The organism is Achromobacter sp. B7 (assembly GCF_003600685.1).
Taxonomy (GTDB): domain Bacteria; phylum Pseudomonadota; class Gammaproteobacteria; order Burkholderiales; family Burkholderiaceae_B; genus Achromobacter; species Achromobacter spanius_B.
Window position 1 is genome coordinate 5,834,966 of record NZ_CP032084.1, and the last position, 17,522, is coordinate 5,852,487.

Consider the following 17,522-nt stretch of genomic DNA (forward strand, 5'->3'; position numbering starts at 1 on the left):
CGCCATGGCTCGCAACGTTGAAATCAAGGCACGGGTCGATAACCTGGCCGTGCTTGAACCCCTGGCCGCCGCGCTGTCGGGGCAGGAACCGGTGATTCTTGACCAGGACGACACCTTCTTCACGTGCACGCATGGGCGCCTGAAGCTGCGCGCCTTTGGCGACGGCACCGGCGAGCTCATTTTTTATCGTCGCTCGGACGAAGCCGGCCCCAAGGAGAGTTTCTACGCCATTTCACCGACCGATTCGCCCGACACCCTGCGCCAGACGCTGACGCTGGCCTACGGCGCAATCGGCCGCGTGAAAAAGCACCGCACCGTATTCATGGCCGGACGCACGCGCATCCATCTGGATCGGGTTGAGGGGCTGGGGGATTTTCTGGAACTGGAAGTGGTGCTGCGCGATGGCGAAAGCCTGGACGCCGGCAGCGAAGAAGCCCGCACGCTGATGGCGGGGCTGGGTGTCGCGCCCACGCAGTTGGTGGCGGGCGCGTATCTGGACCTGTTGGCGGCAACGCCGCGCCCGTGACCGGCGCGGCGCACAAGCCGGGGCGGTGATTCGCCCGGCGCAGCGCAGCGAGGCGCAAGCCGCCGTCAGGCCGGTTGCCAGCCCCGCACGAACACATCCACGGGCTGGCGCTTGCCGCCGGCTTTTTGTAATTCCAGCAAGCGCAGCACGCCGTCGCCGGTGGCGATGTCGATGCCATCCGCCTCGGCGCGCAGCACGCTGCCGGGCTCGACCGCCGTGGCCGCCGACGCGTCTTCAAGCGCCTGCGCGCGCCAGACCTTGACGGGGTCGGGCAGGCCCGGCAGCCGGATGCTGGCGCCGGGCACGGGGTTGAACGCGCGCACGCGGCGCGCCAGCAATGCCGCGGGTTGCGTGCAGTCCAGCGCGGCTTCGGCTTTATCCAGCTTGGCGGCGTACGTCACGCCGGCCTCGGGTTGTTTGGTCGGCGTCAGGCCGCCTTGTTCCAACGCATTCAGCGCGTCCACAATCGCCTGCCCGCCCGCCAGCGCCAAGGCGTCGTGCAATTGCGCGGCGTTGGTCTCGGCCGAGATGGGCACCACGCGTTCCAGCAGCATGTCGCCCGTGTCCAGGCCCTGATCCATCTGCATGATGGTCACGCCCGTTTGGGCGTCGCCGGCTTCGATGGCGCGCTGGATGGGCGCTGCGCCGCGCCAGCGGGGCAACAGGCTGGCGTGGATATTCAGGCAACCCAGGCGCGGCAAGTCCAGCACCCATTGCGGCAAAATCAACCCATACGCCGCCACCACCATGACGTCGGGCGCCACCTGTTCCAACAACGCGCGCGCGTCGGCGGCCTCGTCCGGATAGCGTCCGTCCAGCCTCAGGCTGCGCGGTTGGGCAACGGGTATGCCGGCGTCAAGCGCGGCCTGCTTGACCGGGCTGGGCGTCAGCTTCAAGCCGCGCCCGGCGGGCCGATCAGGCTGGGTCATGACCAGGGCGATGTCGTGACCGGCGGCCCGCAAGGCGTCAAAGGCGATACGGGCAAATTCCGGCGTGCCGGCAAAAACTAGGCGCATGGGGTTCAGACCAAAAAGTCAAAAAACGGGAATCAGTCGCGCAGCGCTTCGCGCTCGGCCTTCTTCAGCTTGGTCTTGATACGGTTCTGCTTCAGGTTGGACAGGTATTCGACGAAGACCTTGCCTTCCAGGTGGTCCAGCTCGTGCTGGACGCACACGGCCAGCAGGCCGTCGGCTTCGAATTCAAAGGGTTTGCCGTCGATGTCCAGCGCCTTGCACCGGATGCGCGAGGCGCGTTCGACTTCGTCGTAGATGCCGGGCACCGACAGACAGCCTTCTTCGTAGATTTTGTAGTCGTCGCTGCGCCAGGTGATCTCGGGGTTGATCAGCGCGAGCAGGTCGTTGCTGTCTTCGGACACGTCGATCACGACCACGCGTTCGTGCACGTCAACCTGGGTTGCGGCCAGGCCGACGCCCGGCGCGTCGTACATGGTTTCGGCCATGTCGCGTACCAGTTGACGGATGCGGTCGTCGACTTCGGCTACCGGCTTGGCTTTCTTGTGCAAGCGCGGGTCCGGATAGCGAAGGATAGGAAGTAAAGCCATTGAAAAGGGATCGCCAGTAATTGATGCGTAGGCAAGAGTTTAATTCATTAGAGTATTGATTTCTAATAGTTTTCGGCTAAATGGAGCATTACCAGAGCGCTGCGTCCCCGCTTCTTTGGCTGACAGGCAAGCAGACAAGAGAGATCAAAACGCCACCCATGCATCGGCGCCTGTTGCGCCTTGCATGCGACACTTGCCACCCTTGACGCCATCGCGCCCGCCTCATGCCGCTTACGCATACGTCCGCCGAACTGTCCGCCTGGTTGCGGCTGTCCCTGGAGCCCAACGTGGGTTCCGCTACCGCCTGTACGCTGCTGAGCGCGCTGGGCCTGCCCGAGCAGATCTACGCCCAGCGGGCGACTGCCCTCGCCCGCCACTTGCCGGATGCGCTGGCGCGCCAGCTGGCCGCCGCCATGCCGGCCGACATGGCGGCGCAGGTGGACGCCGCGCTGCAATGGGTGGATGCGCCCCACCGCCACATCGTGACGCTGGCGGACCCGACCTATCCCCAAAGCCTGCTGACCATCGCCGACCCGCCCATTCTGTTGTACGTGGTGGGCGATCCGGCCTATCTGCAAGGCCCATCCCTGGCCGTGGTGGGCGCGCGCAATGCCACGCCCGGCGGCCAGGAAACCGCGCGCGCGTTTGCCCGCCACCTGGCCGGCCACGGCTGGCGCGTCGTCAGCGGCCTGGCGCTGGGCATCGACGCGGCGGCGCACGAAGGCGCGCTGGACGCCGGCGCCGATGGCGCGGGCACCGTCGCCGTCATGGGCACCGGCATTGACCGCATCTACCCCGCTCGCCACCGCGACCTTGCCCACCGCATCGCCGGCAACGGCGCGCTGGTGTCTGAATTCCCCCTGGGCACGGGCGCCTTGCCGCCCCACTTCCCCAAGCGCAACCGCATCGTGGCGGGCCTGGCTCGCGGCGTGCTGGTGGTGGAAGCGGCCAAGCAAAGCGGCTCGCTCATCACGGCACGGCTGGCCGGCGAAAGCGGGCGCGAAGTGTTTGCCATCCCCGGCTCGATCCACTCGCCGTTGTCGCGCGGTTGCCATGCCTTGATTCGGCAGGGCGCAAAGCTGGTGGAAACCGCGGCTGACATTACCGATGAACTGGGCGGCGGGCCCACGCCCGCCGGTCGCCGCGCGCCGCCCCCGCCACCGCCATTGCCGGACCACCCCGTGCTGGATGCCATGGGTTACGACCCGCTGCACGTGGATGCCATCCAGACGCGATCAAACATCGCCATCGGCGACCTGCAGGCGCAGCTGGTTCAGCTGGAATTAGAGGGCCGGCTCGCCCGTCTGGATGACGGCCGCTACCAGCGTTTGAAATAGGGTCATCCCATGGCCCGACCCGGACCCGCGCACAAGCCCGGCGCGCGGCGATGGCGCTAATATTGTCGATGGCGCCGCAGCGTTGCGCGCCGCGTCACCCAAATCGAACCAGGAAGAGACATGGCTTTGCCCTCCCGCGTGAAGATCGTCGAAGTGTCGCCCCGCGACGGTCTGCAAAATGAAAAGGAATTCGTGCCGACCGACATCAAGGTCGAGCTGGTCAACCGCCTGTCCGCCGCGGGCTTCCCCAATGTGGAAGCCGCGTCGTTCGTGTCGCCCAAGTGGGTGCCGCAGATGGCCGACGGCGCCGATGTCATGGCGCGCATCGAACGCCGCCCGGGCACGATCTATTCCGTGCTGACGCCGAACATGAAGGGCTTTGAAGGCGCGCTGGCCGCCGGCGCGGATGAAATCGTCATCTTTGGCGCCGCCAGCGAAGCGTTTTCGCAAAAGAACATCAACTGCTCCATCGCGGAATCCATCGCTCGCTTCGAGCCCGTGGTGCAAGCCGCGCGCGACGCCGGCATCCGCGTGCGTGGCAGCATCAGCTGCGCGCTGGGCTGTCCGTATCAAGGCGAGGTTCCGATTGCGTCGGTGGTGGACGTGGCGCAGCGCTACCTGGCAATGCAGGTGGATGAAATCGACGTGGCCGACACCATTGGCGTGGGCACGCCGCAGCGGGTGCGCGACGTGATGACGGCCGTGACCCGCGTGGTCGATCCGGCGCGCGTGTCCGGCCATTTCCATGACACCTACGGCCAGGCGCTGGCCAACATCCTGGCCGCGTTGGAAACCGGCATCTCGATCTTCCATACGTCGGTTGCCGGCCTGGGCGGCTGCCCCTACGCCAAGGGCGCCACGGGCAACGTCGCCACCGAAGACGTGCTGTACATGCTGCGCGGGCTGGACATCGACACGGGCGTGGACTTCGACGCCGTGGTCGATATCGGCCAGTGGATGTCGGCCAACCTGAACCGCAAGGGTTCCAGCCGCGCGGGCAATGCCATCGCGGCCAAACGGGCGGCATGACCTCGCCTGGCCCCGCCCCGACTCTTGAAGATCGCGCGGCCCTGCTGCGCGAGATCGGCCCGTTGCCGTTGTCGGGCCAGGCCTGGCCCGACTGGGTCCGCATTCTGGCCTGGGTGATCCTGGCGGTGCTGGGCGTGCAGGTGGTCACCACCGCGATTCGCGCGCCCGCGCAGCCGTTCGACACGGTGCTGGCGGTGGTCGTGGTGCTGTGCTTTGTGGGGCTGCTGTTCGTGTCCTGGCACATGCAGACGTCGATCACCACGATCGACGATCGTGGCCTGCGCCAATCCTGGTTCACGCGTCGCGAAGTGGCATGGGAAGACGTGCGCTATGCACGCTTTGTGCCCATGCTGTTTTCCAAGCGCCTGGTGATATTCACGCACCGAGGCAAACCCGTCATCATCCAGGGCGGCACGCGCGAACTGCGCGCGGCCTTTGTGAAGATCGCGCAGCTGTATCGGCGCGGATGACGGGCTGGGAAGGCAGGGTGCGGCGTTGCCGCAACCCTGTAACCCTGCCGATCAGCGGATCGGCAGCGCGTACATCAAGCCGCCTTGCGTCCATTGCGCATTCAGGCCGCGCTTGATCTTCAGCGGGCTGCCTTCGCCCACGTTCCGTTCAAAGCTCTCGCCGTAATTGCCCACCTGCTTGACGATGTTGTAGGCCCATTTTTCGTCCAGGCCCAGGTTCGCGCCACTGCCGGGCGTGACACCCAGAATGCGCTTGATGTTCGGGTTGGCGCTTTTTAGCTGCTCGTCCACGTTCTTGGACGTGACGCCGTATTCTTCGGCTTCGATCATTGCCGACAGCGACCAGCGCACGATGTTCAGCCACGTATCGTCACCCTGGCGCACGAACGGGCCCAGCGGTTCCTTGGAAATGATCTCGGGCAGCACGACGTAGTCGTCCGGATTTTGCAGCTTGGAGATACGGATCGACGCCAGGCCCGACGCGTCCGTCGAGAACACGTCGCAACGACCCGCCGCGAAGGCGTTGACCACTTCGTTGAACGTTTCGATCACCACCGGCTTGTACGTGACGTTGTTGGCGCGCGCCCAGTCGGCCAACGTGTTCTCGTTAGAGGTGCCCGTTTGCAGGCAGATGGTTGCGCCGTTGATGTCCTTGGCGCTTTTCACGCCCAGCGACTTGGGCACCAGAAAGCCCTGGCCGTCGTAGAAATTGATGCCGGCGTGGATGATGCCCAGCGCCGTGTCGCGCTGCTGCGTGACGGTGGTGTTGCGGGTCAACACGTCCACTTCGCCGGATTGCAACGCGGTGAAGCGCTGCTGCGAATTCAGCGGCACCACCTTGATCTTGTTGGCATCGCCAAAGACCGCCGCGGCGATGGCGCGGCAAAGGTCCACGTCCAGCCCTTGCCACTTGCCTTGCGCGTCGGGCGCTGAAAAGCCGGCAAAGCCCGTGGTCGTACCGCAAGCCACGGCGCCGCGCTGGCGCACGACGTCTACCGTTGCCGCTTGCGCGCCCTGCGCCGCCGCTACCAATAGCGCCGCGCCCACCAACCCTTTTGCAATGTTCATGACCTGGATTCCTGTTGTACCGGGCGCGCGGACGCGCCGAGGCAAGAAGCTTATAGACATGAAGCGCCCGCGCCAAATAACAAGCGCTTATTTAGGTATGCGCAGCGCCGCCCGCTTGTGGGGTTGCGCTGCGCCGCCCGGTTACCGGGTGCCCTACGCCGCCAACGAAATCGACACCGGCTCGTTCGCTTCGCACGCGTCCAGCGCGCGACCCAGGCGCACCATGCCCTGGGCAATTTGCGCTTCGTTCATGGTGGCAAACGACATGCGCATGGCAAACAGGTCGGCCTGTTCGACATTGGCGTAGAACGCCTTGCCGGGCACATAAACCACTTCGTGTTCAATCGCATACGGCAACAGGCGCGTGGCGTCCACATCGCCCGTCAGCCGCGCCCAGAAGAACATGCCGCCTTCGGGCTTGCTGAAGCTGACGCGGCCGTCCAGTTCGCGCGCCAACGCCTGGGCCATCGCGTCGCAGCGCAGGCCATAGGCGGCGCGAATGCGCGGCACGTGTTCGTCGTAGCGGCCGTTGGCCAGGTACTGCGCCACCACTTCCTGGATCCACGCCGACGAGGCCATATCGTCGGCCGCCTTGGCGCTGACGCAGCGGCGGCGGATTTCCGGCGGGGCGATCAGCCAGCCGATGCGCAGCGCGGGCGCCATGGTCTTGGACATGCTGGCCAGGTACACCGCCCAGTGGCGGGCTTCGCCTTCCGCCAGGGCCGCGATGGGCGGCACGGCTTCGCCGGCAAAGCGCAGTTCGCTGTACGGGTCGTCTTCAACGATCAGGAAGCGATGCTTGACCGCCAGTTCCAGCAAGCGCAGACGGCGCTGGCGCGAGATGGTGGCGCCGCAAGGGTTCGAGAACGAGGCCACGACGCAGACCATCTTCGGCTTGACCCGCGCGGCCAGTTCGTCCAACGCGTCCACGTCGATGCCGTCCGGGCCGGATGCCACGGTGTGCACGGTGGCGCCCGTGTAGCGCAACGCCTGCACGGAATTGGGGAACGCGGGCGATTCAATGATGGCGTGGTCGCCGGGTTGCAGCATCACGCGCGTCAGCAGCGCCAGCGCCTGCTGCGACCCGCCCGTCACAACCAGCTCGGTGTCGGCATTGCAGTGCAGGCCGCGTGCGGCGGACAGGCGCGCCAGCTCGTTACGCAGGCTGGCTTGGCCATCGATGTTGGAATATTGCAGGCAGGCGCCCAGCCGCGACATGACCTGGGTGGACGCCACCGACAAGCCTTCAACGTCAAACAGCTCCTGAGCGGGGTAGCCGCCGGCCAGCGAAATGGTGCCGGGACGCAACGCGTAGGGCATCAAGGACCGGATGGGGGAAGCGGGGGGATTCAGGAAAGGCGTGGCAAAGGCGTATTCTGGCGCAGCGCTGGACATGGCGGGAGACTGGGGAAGGTGGGAAACCGTGTCGCCCGCTGGGGCGGCGCCGGAGGGCATAGAACATTGAAATATAAACAAATCTCCGCAAATTCTAAGCCTGCGTATTACGCAGGGTCAACGACTGGCGCGCATCGTGTGGCGAAACGAGCGCGCGCAGTCCTACACTATGGGACATCCTGTTCCTGCAAGAGAGCTGCATGACCGTCGAAGACACCATGGCCGGGCGCATTGCCCACATCCACCAACGCATCGCCGACGCCTGCGCGCGGGCCGGGCGCAGCCCGGACAGCGTGGTGCTGCTGCCCGTCAGCAAGACCTTCGAGGTGGACGCGATCCGCGAAGCCATGGCGCTGGGCATGACGCGTTTTGGCGAGAACAAAACGCAGGAAATCCGACAGAAGGCGGCAGCGCTGGCCGGCCAGGGCCTGCAATGGGTGCTGATTGGCCATTTGCAGACGAACAAGGCCAAAGACGCTGCGCGCGACGCCACCGAAGTGCAGTCGCTGGACCGCGTCGACCTGGCCGAAGCCCTGCATCGCCGCCTGCTGACCGAAGGCCGCACGCTGGACGTGCTGGTGCAGGTGAAAACGTCTTCCGAGCCCAGCAAGTTCGGCATGGCGCCTCAAGACGTGTCGGCGTTCCTGCGGCGCATCGCGGCGGAATTTCCTACGTTGCACGTCAAGGGGCTGATGACGCTGGCCGTCAACTCGCCCGATCCGGAACCAGTGCGGGCCTGCTTTAGTGCCCTGCGCACGCTGCGCGACAGCCTGCGCGCCGAAAACATCGACGGCGTGTCGCTGGACCGCCTGTCGATGGGCATGAGCGGCGATTTCGAATTGGCTATCGAGGAAGGCTCGACCGAAGTGCGCATCGGCACGGCGATATTCGGCGCCCGTACCTACCCCGACCCACAGTAACGGGGCCACGTGATGCGGGAAAACGGGGGGCCTGACGGCCCCCTTTTCACGTCGAACGCGAGCATAATAGCGGCGCAAAAAATAGCGACGCGAACCGACGGCGCAGAACACGACCGCCCGCGTCGCGCTCAAACTTTGATCCCGCACGAGGAGACACCCCATGCAACATTCCGCACGGCGCCTGTTGGCGCTGGCCACCCTGTCGTTGGCCGCCGCCACGGCATCCGCCCAATCGTGGCCCACGCAACCCGTCCGCTGGATCGTGCCGTACCCGGCCGGCGGCGGCACCGATGTGGTGGCGCGTACGGTCGCCAGCAGCCTGGAAAAATCGTTGGGCCAGACCATCGTGGTGGAAAACCGCCCCGGCGCGGCCACCATCATCGGCGCCACCGCCATCGCCCAGGCCGACCCCACCGGCTACATGGTAGGAACGGCGGACTCGGGCACCCTGGCGTTCAACTCGTCGCTGTACGCCAAGTTGTCCTACGACCCGGCCAAGTTCACCTACATCGGCGGCATTGCCAAGTTTCCGCTGCTGCTGGCCGTGAACGTGAATTCGCCGTACAAGTCGGTGCAGGACGTGCTGGATGCCGCCAAGAAAGAGCCGGGTAAGCTGACCGCCGCATCGGCCGGCGCGGGTTCGCCGCACCATCTGGCGCTTGAACTGTTCAAGCAGCGCACCGGCGCCAACCTGCTGCACGTGCCCTACAAGGGCGCGGCCCCCGCCATTCAGGACCTGCTGGGCGGACAGGTGGACGTGATGTTCATCGACCTGGCCTCGGGCCTGCCCAACGTCAAGGCCGGCAAGCTGCGCGTGCTGGCCGCCGCCACGCCGGAACGCGTGTCGGTCTTGCCCGACACGCCGACCATGGCGGAACAGGGCGTGGCCAACTTCACGGCCTACGCCTGGCAAGGCCTGGTGGGCCCGGCCGGCGTGCCGGAAGCGGTGGTGAAAAAGCTGTCGGCCGACCTGGACGCCACGCTGAAAAGCGCCGCCGTGTCGCAAAAGATGCTGGACATGGGCGTGATCCCGATGCCGATGTCCGCGCAGGACTTCAAGGCCTATGCCGAACAAGAGCGCAGCGCCTGGGCCGACGTGATCAAGAAGGCCAACATCAAGCTGGAGTAATCCGCAATCCGTGATCTGTGATCCGTGATGCGTGGATTCGTGGATTCGGCAAGGCAATAAAAAACCCGCGTTCAGCGATGAACGCGGGTTTTTTCATGGGGCCAGGCGCTGGCCGCCTTACACCAGCACGCGCTCGATGCCGCCGGCGTTGGCGCGTTTCACGTAGTCTTCCATCCAGCCTTCGCCCAGGATGTGGCGGGCCATTTCGACAACGATGTAGTCGGCTTCCATCTTGACGTCGCCTTCATAGCGCGACAAGCCTTGCAAGCACGACGGGCAGGACGTCAGCACCTTTACGTCGCCCGCGAAGCCGTCGCCACGCAGCGCGGCGTCGCCCTTGAGCAGCTCTTCCTGTTTGCGGAAGCGCACCTGCGTGGAAATGTCGGGCCGGCTGACCGCCAACGTGCCCGACTCCCCGCAGCAGCGGTCGCTCTTGATGGCGTCGTCGCCGACCAGGGCGCGAACCGTCTTCATCGGCTCTTGCAGCTTCATCGGGGTGTGGCAGGGGTCGTGATACATGTAGCGCACGCCCTTGGCGCCTTCCAGCTTGATGCCCTTTTCCAGCAGGTATTCGTGGATGTCGATCAGGCGGCAACCCGGGAAGATCTTGTCGAATTCATAGCCCGACAGCTGGTCGTAGCAGGTGCCGCAGCTGACCACCACGGTCTTGATGTCCAGGTAGTTCAGCGTGTTGGCGACCCGGTGGAACAGCACCCGGTTGTCGGTAATGATCTGCTCGGCCTTGTCCGTCATGCCATTGCCGCGCTGGGGGTAACCGCAGCACAGGTAGCCCGGCGGCAAGACGGTCTGCACGCCGGCGTGCCACAGCATGGCTTGCGTGGCCAGCCCCACTTGCGAGAACAGACGTTCGGAACCGCAGCCGGGGAAATAGAACACGGCTTCGGTGTCGGCGGTCGTGGCCTTGGGGTCACGAATGATCGGCACGTAGTTGGCGTCTTCAATGTCCAGCAGCTTGCGCGCCGCCTGCTTGGGCAACCCGCCGGGCATCTTCTTGTTCACGAAGTGAATGACCTGCTCGCGCAGCGGCGGCTTGCCCACGGTGGCCGGCGGCTTGGCCGTCTGCTTTTTCACCAGGCCGGAGAACAGGTCGTGCGCCGCGCGCTGCACCTTGTAGCCCACGCCCACCATCGCCTTGCGCGTGGCGTTGATGGTGGCCGGGTCCTTGGCGTTCAGGAAGAACATGGCGCTGGCCGTGCCCGGGTTGAACGACTTGCGGCCCATGCGGCGCAGCACGGCGCGCATGTTCATCGACACGTCGCCAAAGTCGATATCGACCGGACAGGGGTTGTAGCACTTGTGGCAGACCGTGCAGTGGTCGGCCACGTCTTCGAATTCTTCCCAGTGCTTCAGGCTGACGCCGCGTCGAGTCTGCTCTTCGTACAGGAAGGCTTCCACCAGCAAGGAGGTGGCCAGGATCTTGTTGCGGGGCGAATACAGCAGGTTGGCGCGCGGCACGTGGGTGGCGCACACCGGCTTGCACTTGCCGCAACGCAGGCAGTCCTTGATGGATTCCGAGATAGCGCCGATGTCGCTTTGCTGCATGATCAGCGACTCGTGGCCCATCAGGTTGAAGCTGGGCGTCCAGGCGTGGCGCAGGTCGGCGCCCGGCATCAGCTTGCCGGCGTTGAAGTGGCCGTTGGGGTCGACGCGACGCTTGTAGTCCTGGAACGGCGCCAGTTCGGCTTCGGTCAGGAATTCGTACTTGGTCAGGCCGATGCCGTGTTCGCCCGAGATCACGCCGTCCAGGTCGCGGGCGATCTGCATGATGCGGTCGACGGCCTGATGGGCCTCGCGCAGCATTTCGTAGTCGTCCGAGTTGACCGGGATGTTGGTGTGCACGTTGCCGTCGCCGGCGTGCATGTGCAGCGCGACGAACACGCGGCTTTTCAACACGCGGCCGTGGATGGCGATGAGTTCGTCGACGATCTTCTTGTACGACGCGCCCGAGAACGTGCGTTGCAGGCCGGCCAGCACTTCGGTCTTCCAGGACACGCGGATGGTGCGGTCCTGCACCACGTCGAACACGCGCGCGGTGGGCTGCGCGGCCAGGCGGTCGGTCAGCGTGGCGTGGACGTCGCCCAGGCCCAGTGCTTGCAGTTCGGGCAGCGCCTGCGCCAGCGGCAGGTCCAGGTTGTCCAGCAGCCATTGCCAGCGCTGGCGCACGCTGCCCAGCAGCTCAAGCGCCTGGCGCGTGCGGTCCGCCAGCACTTCGGCGCGGGTGCTTTCGATATCGGCGTCGTCGGCCTTGCCCACCGGCAGCGGCGTGCACAGGTAGGCATCCAGCGCGCCCAGCAGCTTGAGCTTGTTGCTGGTCGACAGTTCGATGTTGATGCGTTCGATGTGATCCGTGTATTCGCCCATGCGGGGCAGCGGGATCACCACGTCTTCATTGATCTTGAAGGCGTTGGTGTGACGCGCAATCGCGGCGGTGCGCGAGCGGTCCAGCCAGAACTTCTTGCGCGCCTCGGGGCTGACGGCCACGAAGCCTTCGCCATGGCGCGTGTTGGCCAGGCGCACGACTTCGCTGGCGGCAGCGGCCACGGCGTCGTCATCGTCGCCAACGATGTCACCGATCAGCACCATCTTGGGCAGCACGCCGCGCTTGCTCTTGGTGGCGTAGCCGACCGCGCGCAGATAGCGCTCGTCCAGGTGTTCCAGGCCGGCCAGGATGGCGCCGCGCGCCTTGCCTTCGCCGTCCAGATAGCCCTTGACCTCGACAATCGACGGGATGGCGTCGCGCGCCTGCCCGAAGAATTCCATACAGACCGTGCGCGTGTGGCGCGGCATGCGGTGCAGCACCCAGCGCGCCGACGTGATCAGGCCGTCGCAGCCTTCTTTCTGAATGCCGGGCAAGCCGGCCAGGAACTTGTCGGTAACGTCCTTGCCCAGGCCTTCCTTGCGGAACACCCGGCCCTTGATTTCAAGCAGCTCGGTTCTCAGCAGGCGCTCGCCGGGCTTGCCCTTGCCGTCGAACCACTTGAGTTCGAAGCGTGCCGTTTCCACGTCATGGATCTTGCCCATGTTGTGTTCCAGGCGGGTGACTTCCAGCCAGTTGCCGTCCGGGTCCACCATGCGCCACCAGGCCAGGTTGTCCAGCGCGGTGCCCCACAGCACGGCCTTCTTGCCGCCCGCGTTCATGGCGATGTTGCCGCCCACGCACGAGGCTTCGGCCGAAGTCGGGTCCACGGCGAACACGAAACCGGCGGCCTCGGCCGCTTCGGAAACGCGCTTGGTGACGACGCCGGCGCCAGCATGGATGACGGCCACGGGCTCGGTCAGGCCCGGCAAGATACAGGATTCAACCTTGCCCAGCTTGTCGAATTTCTCGGTGTTGATGACGGCCGACTTCCAGGTCAGCGGGATGGCGCCGCCCGTGTAGCCGGTGCCGCCGCCGCGCGGCACGATGGTCAGGCCCAGTTCGATACAGGCAGTGACCAGCGCGGCGATTTCGTCTTCGGAATCGGGGGTCAGCACCACGAACGGGTATTCCACGCGCCAGTCGGTAGCGTCCGTCACGTGGGATACGCGCGACAGGCCGTCGAACTTGATGTTGTCGCGCGCGGTGATGCGGCCCAGCACCTTCTGCGCCTGCTTGCGCATCATGGTGGTCTGGTCGAATTCCCCTTCGAAGGCGGCAATGGCGGAACGGGCGCGGGCCAGCAGGCCGACGACCTTTTCATCGCGATGCGGGTCGTGGCCTTCTTCCGTGGGCGAGCCCGGCTCGCGGCGGCGATCGATTTCACTCAGGCGGTGATGCAGCGCGTCGATGAGCTGCTTGCGGCGCTTGGGGTTGTCCAGCAGGTCATCCTGCAGGTACGGGTTGCGGCGCACCACCCAGATATCGCCCAGCACTTCGTACAGCATCCGCGCGGAGCGGCCGGTGCGGCGTTCGCCGCGCAGGTCGGACAGCAGGCTCCAGGCGTCATCGCCTAACAGCCGGCCGACAATCTCGCGGTCGGAAAACGACGTGTAGTTGTAGGGGATTTCGCGCAATCGCGCGGGAGCGGCGGGCGGCATCGCCCCGTTCAAGATGTGGCTAGCGAGTGGGGCGTTCATGGCGGCAAGAGGGGCCCATAAAAAATTATTTTATGCCATTGGCCGGACTTGACCCCTAATACCCTTAGGAAGCCGGCCAATGGCGCGGGGAAAACGATATGTACCGTCCCCGATTAAATTGAAAGTCGGTGCTTAGATCTGGCCTGGGAAGAACCACAGCAGGCTGGCCGTCATGGCCAGGTAGCGCAGGAATTTTCCGATGGCCATATAGAGCACGCACGGCCAGAACGACAAGCGCAACCAGCCGGCCACGGCGCACAGCGGATCGCCCACGGCGGGCAGCCACGACAAGAGCAGCGCGGGAGGACCCATGCGGTGCAGCCAGTCATGCGCGCGTTCGTTCCAGCGGCCACGCATGCGCCCGCCCTCGGTGGCGTCCGGATGCGGATGCGGGTGTTTTTCCTTCCACCGTTGCACGGCTTTTTCGGCGCCCACGCCCATCCAGTAGCTGATCGCCCCACCCACGGTGTTGCCGGCCGTAGCCACCAGGATGGCGGGCCAGAACATGTCGGGCGCCAACTTGATGAAGCCGAACACCGCCGGCTCGGAGCCCAGCGGCAGCAAGGTGGCGGATATCAACGACACCGTGAAGATGGCGGACAGGCCCACCGAGGGCAGCGCCAACATTCCCAGCAACCAGTGAACAGCGGATAAGAGGCTTTCTTCCATGAGGAGCGAGTGTAGCCGCGCGCAGGGAAATGACGATCAGGAATCGAACCGGCCCGCGCGTCCACGTCGCGGCATCGCAACCAGAAACCTGTCGGGCGACGCGGCTTTCCCTGCAATAATCTCGCCCAATCCTCACTTTTGCTTCTGTGCGCGGCCCATGTCCACTGATTATCTGAAACGCATCCTGACTTCGAAGGTTTACGACGTGGCGGTGGAATCGCCGCTGGAGGTGGCGCCCCAGCTGTCCGCGCGCATGTCGAACACGGTGCTGCTCAAGCGTGAAGACACCCAGGCTGTGTTCAGCTTCAAGCTGCGCGGCGCCTATAACAAGATGGCCAACCTGCCGGCCGCCGCGCTGAACCGCGGCGTGATCGCAGCGTCGGCCGGCAACCATGCCCAGGGCGTGGCGCTGGCGGCAAGCCGGCTGGGCTGCCGCGCGGTCATCGTCATGCCCACGACCAGCCCCCAAGTGAAGGTGGACGCGGTGCGCCGACTGGGTGGCGAAGTGGTGCTGGCCGGTGAGAGCTTCACCGATGCCTTCGCACACGCGCAAACCCTTGAGAAGAAAGAAAAGCTGACCTTCGTCCACCCCTTTGACGACCCCGACGTGATCGCGGGCCAGGGCACGGTGGGCATGGAAATTCTGCGCCAGCACCCCGGCCCCATCGACGCCATCTTCGTGGCCATCGGCGGCGGCGGATTGATCTCGGGCGTGGCGGCCTATATCAAGCAGTTGCGCCCCGAAATCAAGATCATCGGGGTGCAGACCGAAGACTCCGACGCCATGCTGCGCAGCGTGCGCGCCGGCCGCCGCGTGCAGCTCAATGACGTCGGGCTGTTCTCGGACGGCACCGCCGTCAAGATGGTGGGCGCCGAAACCTTCAAGCTGACGCGTCAATACGTGGACGACTTTGTCGTGGTCAACACGGATTCGATCTGCGCCGCGATCAAGGACGTCTTTCAGGACACGCGCAGCGTGTTGGAACCGGCGGGCGCCATGGCCGTGGCCGGCGCCAAGCAATACGCCGCCGAACACCACCTGAAGGGCAAGACGCTGGTAGCGATCGCCTGCGGCGCCAACATGAACTTCGACCGCCTGCGCTTTGTGGCTGAACGCGCCGAAGTCGGCGAAATGCGCGAAGCCGTCTTCGCCGTAACCATGCCCGAGCAACGCGGCAGCTTCCGCCGCTTCTGTGAACTGGTGGGCGAACGCAGCGTGACCGAGTTCAACTACCGGATTTCCGATGCGGACCGCGCGCATGTGTTCGTGGGCATCCAGGTGTCCTCGGCCGCCGAGCCCGACAAGATCGCCGCCAATTTCCGCCGCCACGGCTTTGACACGCTGGACCTGACGCACGACGAAATGGCCAAGACGCACTTGCGCCACATGGTGGGCGGCCGGTCGGCGCTGGCGCGCAACGAACTGCTGTACCGCTTTGAATTCCCCGAGCGCCCGGGCGCGCTGATGCGTTTTTTGAACGCGATGAATCCGGACTGGAACATCAGCCTGTTCCACTATCGCAACCAGGGCGCCGACTATGGCCGCATCCTGATCGGCATCCAGGTGCCGCCCGCCGACAAGAAACAGTTCCGCGCTTTTGTGGCCGAACTGGGCTATCCCCACTGGAACGAGACCGAGAACCCGGCCTACAAGCTGTTCCTGTAGACGACGCGCTACCCCGCAACACGCTGCCCACAATGCGAGAGGGCCTCCATCTGGAGGCCCTTCCCTTCTGTCCGTCAAGGACGCCCGGCTGAACCCAAGGGGGGGCTCGCTGTCACTCGGCGGCCTACGGAGATAAGCCGCGCATTCAGCAGGGTTCAGCCAGGCGCCCCGCCGATTAGAAGCGGTGGCGCAAGCCCACGGCGACGGCGGTGTCGCGTGCGTCGTGCTGGAACGCGTAGTTGTCGCCGTAGGAGGCGTACGCGTACAGGTTGGTGCGCTTGGTGAAGTCGTAGGTGTAGCCCAGGCTGTACACGTTGAACGTGGCGTCATCGCCCGTCAGCTTGTCGTTGCCCGGGGTGGCGCGCTGCCACGAACCGAAGATGGCGTGACGGCCCAACGGCACGGTGGCGCCGATCATGTACGAGTTGGCGCGAAAGCCATCGGCCAGCTTGAACGAACCCAGGTTGTTCATGCCTTCCGGCGTGGTGCCCATGTTCTGGCCCACGAACCAGCCGTCGCGCGTCTGGCCAAATGCGGCAGCCAGCTTCACGACTTCAAAGTCGTACGAACCACCCACGATGTATTCCTGGATGCGCGCGGCGCTCTTGCCGCCAACGCGATCGTTGGTCGGGTCGAAGCGGTCGTATGCGGCGGCCAGGTTCAGCGGGCCACTCACGTACTGCGCGCCAACGGTCAGCACGCGGTTGTTGTTGCCCGTGGCAAAGCCGGTCTGCGTGGTGTCGCTGACGGTGTCATCCGCGCTGAACGAATAGCCGACGCCGGCCTTGAAGCCGCCCAGGCTGGGCGTTTGATACAGCACCATGTTGTCCAGGCGCATCGTGTTGGCGCTGCCGAACGTCGTACCCATGTTGGCGGTGTTGTAGCTGATCGAGAACGGGTCGATGGAGCCAAAGTACTTCGAGGCCAGGTTCGTTTGACGACCGAATTCCAGGCGACCCCAGGAATCGCTGTCCAGGCCCACCGTGGCTTGACGACCGAACAGGCGGCCGTTCTGGGCCGACTTGCCGTTCATCGGGCCAAAGCCGCCCTCCAAAGTGAACACGGCGCGCAGGCCGTCGCCCAGGTCTTCCGTGCCGCGCAGGCCGAAGCGCGAGCCGCTGCTCACGCCCTGCACGCCGCCGATACGGCTTTGCTTCACACCGTTGAACTTCACTTGTTCGTAGCCGATACCGGCGTCGATCAAGCCGTACAGCGTCACGGAGTCGGCGGCTTGCGCGGCGCTGGCAAAGCCTGCCAGCAACGCGACGGCCAATAGCGTCTTCTTCATAACAGTTACCCCAAAATGGCGAGATGAAAAGGCATGCGCAACGGCCACGCCCAAACGGCGGGCCTGCTGCGTGCCGCTGCGATTCGCAAGCGGCGTCTGCACTGACGCTAGTGTCCGGCGTGCTGCAACGCGAAGTAACACGGATTTCGACGAACTACTTTCCATGGTTGGGATAATGCGGCCGCGACGGCGGTGCAGCGCAGTGCGGCGGTGCGCTTAAGGCCTTGAAAATAAATGCGAATGTTTGCTCGCCATTGAGTGGCGCGCCGCGCATCGATGTTCAATGCGCCAGAATTTCCCGACAGCACTTGTTGTGCGCACCGACCAGTTATGCGGCAAAAACGCCACACTGGACGGGGCTTTCGACGTGCCGACACGGATGACCGG

General features: G+C 65.1%; 14 protein-coding genes. 7 read left to right on the plus strand and 7 right to left on the minus strand.

The features are described 5' to 3' along the window. Positions 1 to 4: 4 nt before the first annotated feature. Positions 5 to 526 (plus strand): class IV adenylate cyclase, encoded by a 522-nt coding sequence (locus DVB37_RS26355; protein WP_046803146.1) that lies wholly within the window; start codon positions 5 to 7, stop codon positions 524 to 526. Positions 527 to 591: 65 nt separating this feature from the next. On the opposite strand, the gene fmt is transcribed toward DVB37_RS26355, so the two are convergent. Together fmt and def are read right to left on the minus strand one after the other, a co-directional pair. Then, positions 592 to 1,542 carry a methionyl-tRNA formyltransferase gene (gene fmt / locus DVB37_RS26360; protein ID WP_104142652.1) on the minus strand — a complete coding sequence of 317 codons (951 nt, stop codon included), beginning with the start codon at positions 1,540 to 1,542 and terminating at the stop codon, positions 592 to 594. Between the two features lie 32 nt (positions 1,543 to 1,574). Next, a complete protein-coding gene (gene def / locus DVB37_RS26365; RefSeq protein WP_046803104.1) occupies positions 1,575 to 2,087 on the minus strand; it encodes a peptide deformylase in 513 nt (170 codons plus the stop codon). A gap of 224 nt (positions 2,088 to 2,311) precedes the next feature. Here def and dprA point away from each other — a divergent pair, with 224 nt between their 5' ends. The 3 genes from dprA to DVB37_RS26380 all read left to right on the plus strand — a co-directional run bounded on the left by dprA (position 2,312) and on the right by DVB37_RS26380 (position 4,923). Further along, on the plus strand, positions 2,312 to 3,424 hold the full coding sequence (gene dprA, locus DVB37_RS26370) for a DNA-processing protein DprA (protein WP_120157201.1): 1,113 nt from the start codon (positions 2,312 to 2,314) through the stop codon (positions 3,422 to 3,424). A 120-nt stretch (positions 3,425 to 3,544) separates the two neighbouring features. Next, positions 3,545 to 4,453: a hydroxymethylglutaryl-CoA lyase gene (locus tag DVB37_RS26375; RefSeq protein ID WP_046803102.1), complete on the plus strand. Its 909-nt coding sequence runs from the start codon at positions 3,545 to 3,547 to the stop codon at positions 4,451 to 4,453. Next, on the plus strand, positions 4,450 to 4,923 hold the full coding sequence (locus DVB37_RS26380) for a hypothetical protein (protein ID WP_120157202.1): 474 nt from the start codon (positions 4,450 to 4,452) through the stop codon (positions 4,921 to 4,923). Before DVB37_RS26375 ends, DVB37_RS26380 begins: the two co-directional genes overlap by 4 nt. Before the next feature lie 51 nt (positions 4,924 to 4,974). Here DVB37_RS26380 and DVB37_RS26385 read toward each other — a convergent pair whose 3' ends face one another. Beyond that, a complete protein-coding gene (locus DVB37_RS26385; RefSeq protein ID WP_104142648.1) occupies positions 4,975 to 5,991 on the minus strand; it encodes an amino acid ABC transporter substrate-binding protein in 1,017 nt (338 codons plus the stop codon). A 153-nt stretch (positions 5,992 to 6,144) separates the two neighbouring features. Continuing rightward, positions 6,145 to 7,386 carry a PLP-dependent aminotransferase family protein gene (locus DVB37_RS26390; protein ID WP_046803099.1) on the minus strand — a complete coding sequence of 414 codons (1,242 nt, stop codon included), beginning with the start codon at positions 7,384 to 7,386 and terminating at the stop codon, positions 6,145 to 6,147. A gap of 200 nt (positions 7,387 to 7,586) precedes the next feature. On the opposite strand from DVB37_RS26390, the gene DVB37_RS26395 reads away from it, so the two are divergent. Continuing rightward, positions 7,587 to 8,306 (plus strand): YggS family pyridoxal phosphate-dependent enzyme, encoded by a 720-nt coding sequence (locus DVB37_RS26395; protein WP_120157203.1) that lies wholly within the window; start codon positions 7,587 to 7,589, stop codon positions 8,304 to 8,306. 160 nt (positions 8,307 to 8,466) lie between these two features. Continuing rightward, complete coding sequence (locus DVB37_RS26400) at positions 8,467 to 9,435, plus strand: tripartite tricarboxylate transporter substrate binding protein (protein ID WP_120157204.1); 969 nt, start codon at positions 8,467 to 8,469, stop codon at positions 9,433 to 9,435. Between the two features lie 117 nt (positions 9,436 to 9,552). Here DVB37_RS26400 and DVB37_RS26405 read toward each other — a convergent pair whose 3' ends face one another. Both DVB37_RS26405 and DVB37_RS26410 read right to left on the minus strand, forming a co-directional pair. Continuing rightward, a complete protein-coding gene (locus DVB37_RS26405) occupies positions 9,553 to 13,512 on the minus strand; it encodes an FAD/FMN-binding oxidoreductase (protein ID WP_046803096.1) in 3,960 nt (1,319 codons plus the stop codon). Positions 13,513 to 13,644: 132 nt separating this feature from the next. After that, complete coding sequence (locus DVB37_RS26410; protein WP_104142643.1) at positions 13,645 to 14,181, minus strand: YqaA family protein; 537 nt, start codon at positions 14,179 to 14,181, stop codon at positions 13,645 to 13,647. Positions 14,182 to 14,338: 157 nt separating this feature from the next. Here DVB37_RS26410 and ilvA point away from each other — a divergent pair, with 157 nt between their 5' ends. Further along, a complete protein-coding gene (gene ilvA, locus DVB37_RS26415) occupies positions 14,339 to 15,847 on the plus strand; it encodes a threonine ammonia-lyase, biosynthetic (RefSeq protein WP_046803094.1) in 1,509 nt (502 codons plus the stop codon). Between the two features lie 175 nt (positions 15,848 to 16,022). Here ilvA and DVB37_RS26420 read toward each other — a convergent pair whose 3' ends face one another. Next, on the minus strand, positions 16,023 to 17,135 hold the full coding sequence (locus DVB37_RS26420; RefSeq protein ID WP_120157205.1) for a porin: 1,113 nt from the start codon (positions 17,133 to 17,135) through the stop codon (positions 16,023 to 16,025). Positions 17,136 to 17,522 lie beyond the last annotated feature (387 nt).

Coding starts and splice junctions, on each gene's coding strand:
- DVB37_RS26375 (WP_046803102.1), top strand. CDS start 3,545: ATGGCTTTGCCCTCCCGCGTGAAGATCGTCGAAGTGTCGCCCCGCGAC.
- DVB37_RS26405 (WP_046803096.1), bottom strand. CDS start 13,512: ATGAACGCCCCACTCGCTAGCCACATCTTGAACGGGGCGATGCCGCCC.
- dprA (WP_120157201.1), top strand. CDS start 2,312: ATGCCGCTTACGCATACGTCCGCCGAACTGTCCGCCTGGTTGCGGCTG.
- DVB37_RS26355 (WP_046803146.1), top strand. CDS start 5: ATGGCTCGCAACGTTGAAATCAAGGCACGGGTCGATAACCTGGCCGTG.
- DVB37_RS26380 (WP_120157202.1), top strand. CDS start 4,450: ATGACCTCGCCTGGCCCCGCCCCGACTCTTGAAGATCGCGCGGCCCTG.
- DVB37_RS26385 (WP_104142648.1), bottom strand. CDS start 5,991: ATGAACATTGCAAAAGGGTTGGTGGGCGCGGCGCTATTGGTAGCGGCG.
- DVB37_RS26410 (WP_104142643.1), bottom strand. CDS start 14,181: ATGGAAGAAAGCCTCTTATCCGCTGTTCACTGGTTGCTGGGAATGTTG.
- ilvA (WP_046803094.1), top strand. CDS start 14,339: ATGTCCACTGATTATCTGAAACGCATCCTGACTTCGAAGGTTTACGAC.
- DVB37_RS26400 (WP_120157204.1), top strand. CDS start 8,467: ATGCAACATTCCGCACGGCGCCTGTTGGCGCTGGCCACCCTGTCGTTG.
- DVB37_RS26390 (WP_046803099.1), bottom strand. CDS start 7,386: ATGTCCAGCGCTGCGCCAGAATACGCCTTTGCCACGCCTTTCCTGAAT.
- fmt (WP_104142652.1), bottom strand. CDS start 1,542: ATGCGCCTAGTTTTTGCCGGCACGCCGGAATTTGCCCGTATCGCCTTT.
- DVB37_RS26395 (WP_120157203.1), top strand. CDS start 7,587: ATGACCGTCGAAGACACCATGGCCGGGCGCATTGCCCACATCCACCAA.
- DVB37_RS26420 (WP_120157205.1), bottom strand. CDS start 17,135: ATGAAGAAGACGCTATTGGCCGTCGCGTTGCTGGCAGGCTTTGCCAGC.
- def (WP_046803104.1), bottom strand. CDS start 2,087: ATGGCTTTACTTCCTATCCTTCGCTATCCGGACCCGCGCTTGCACAAG.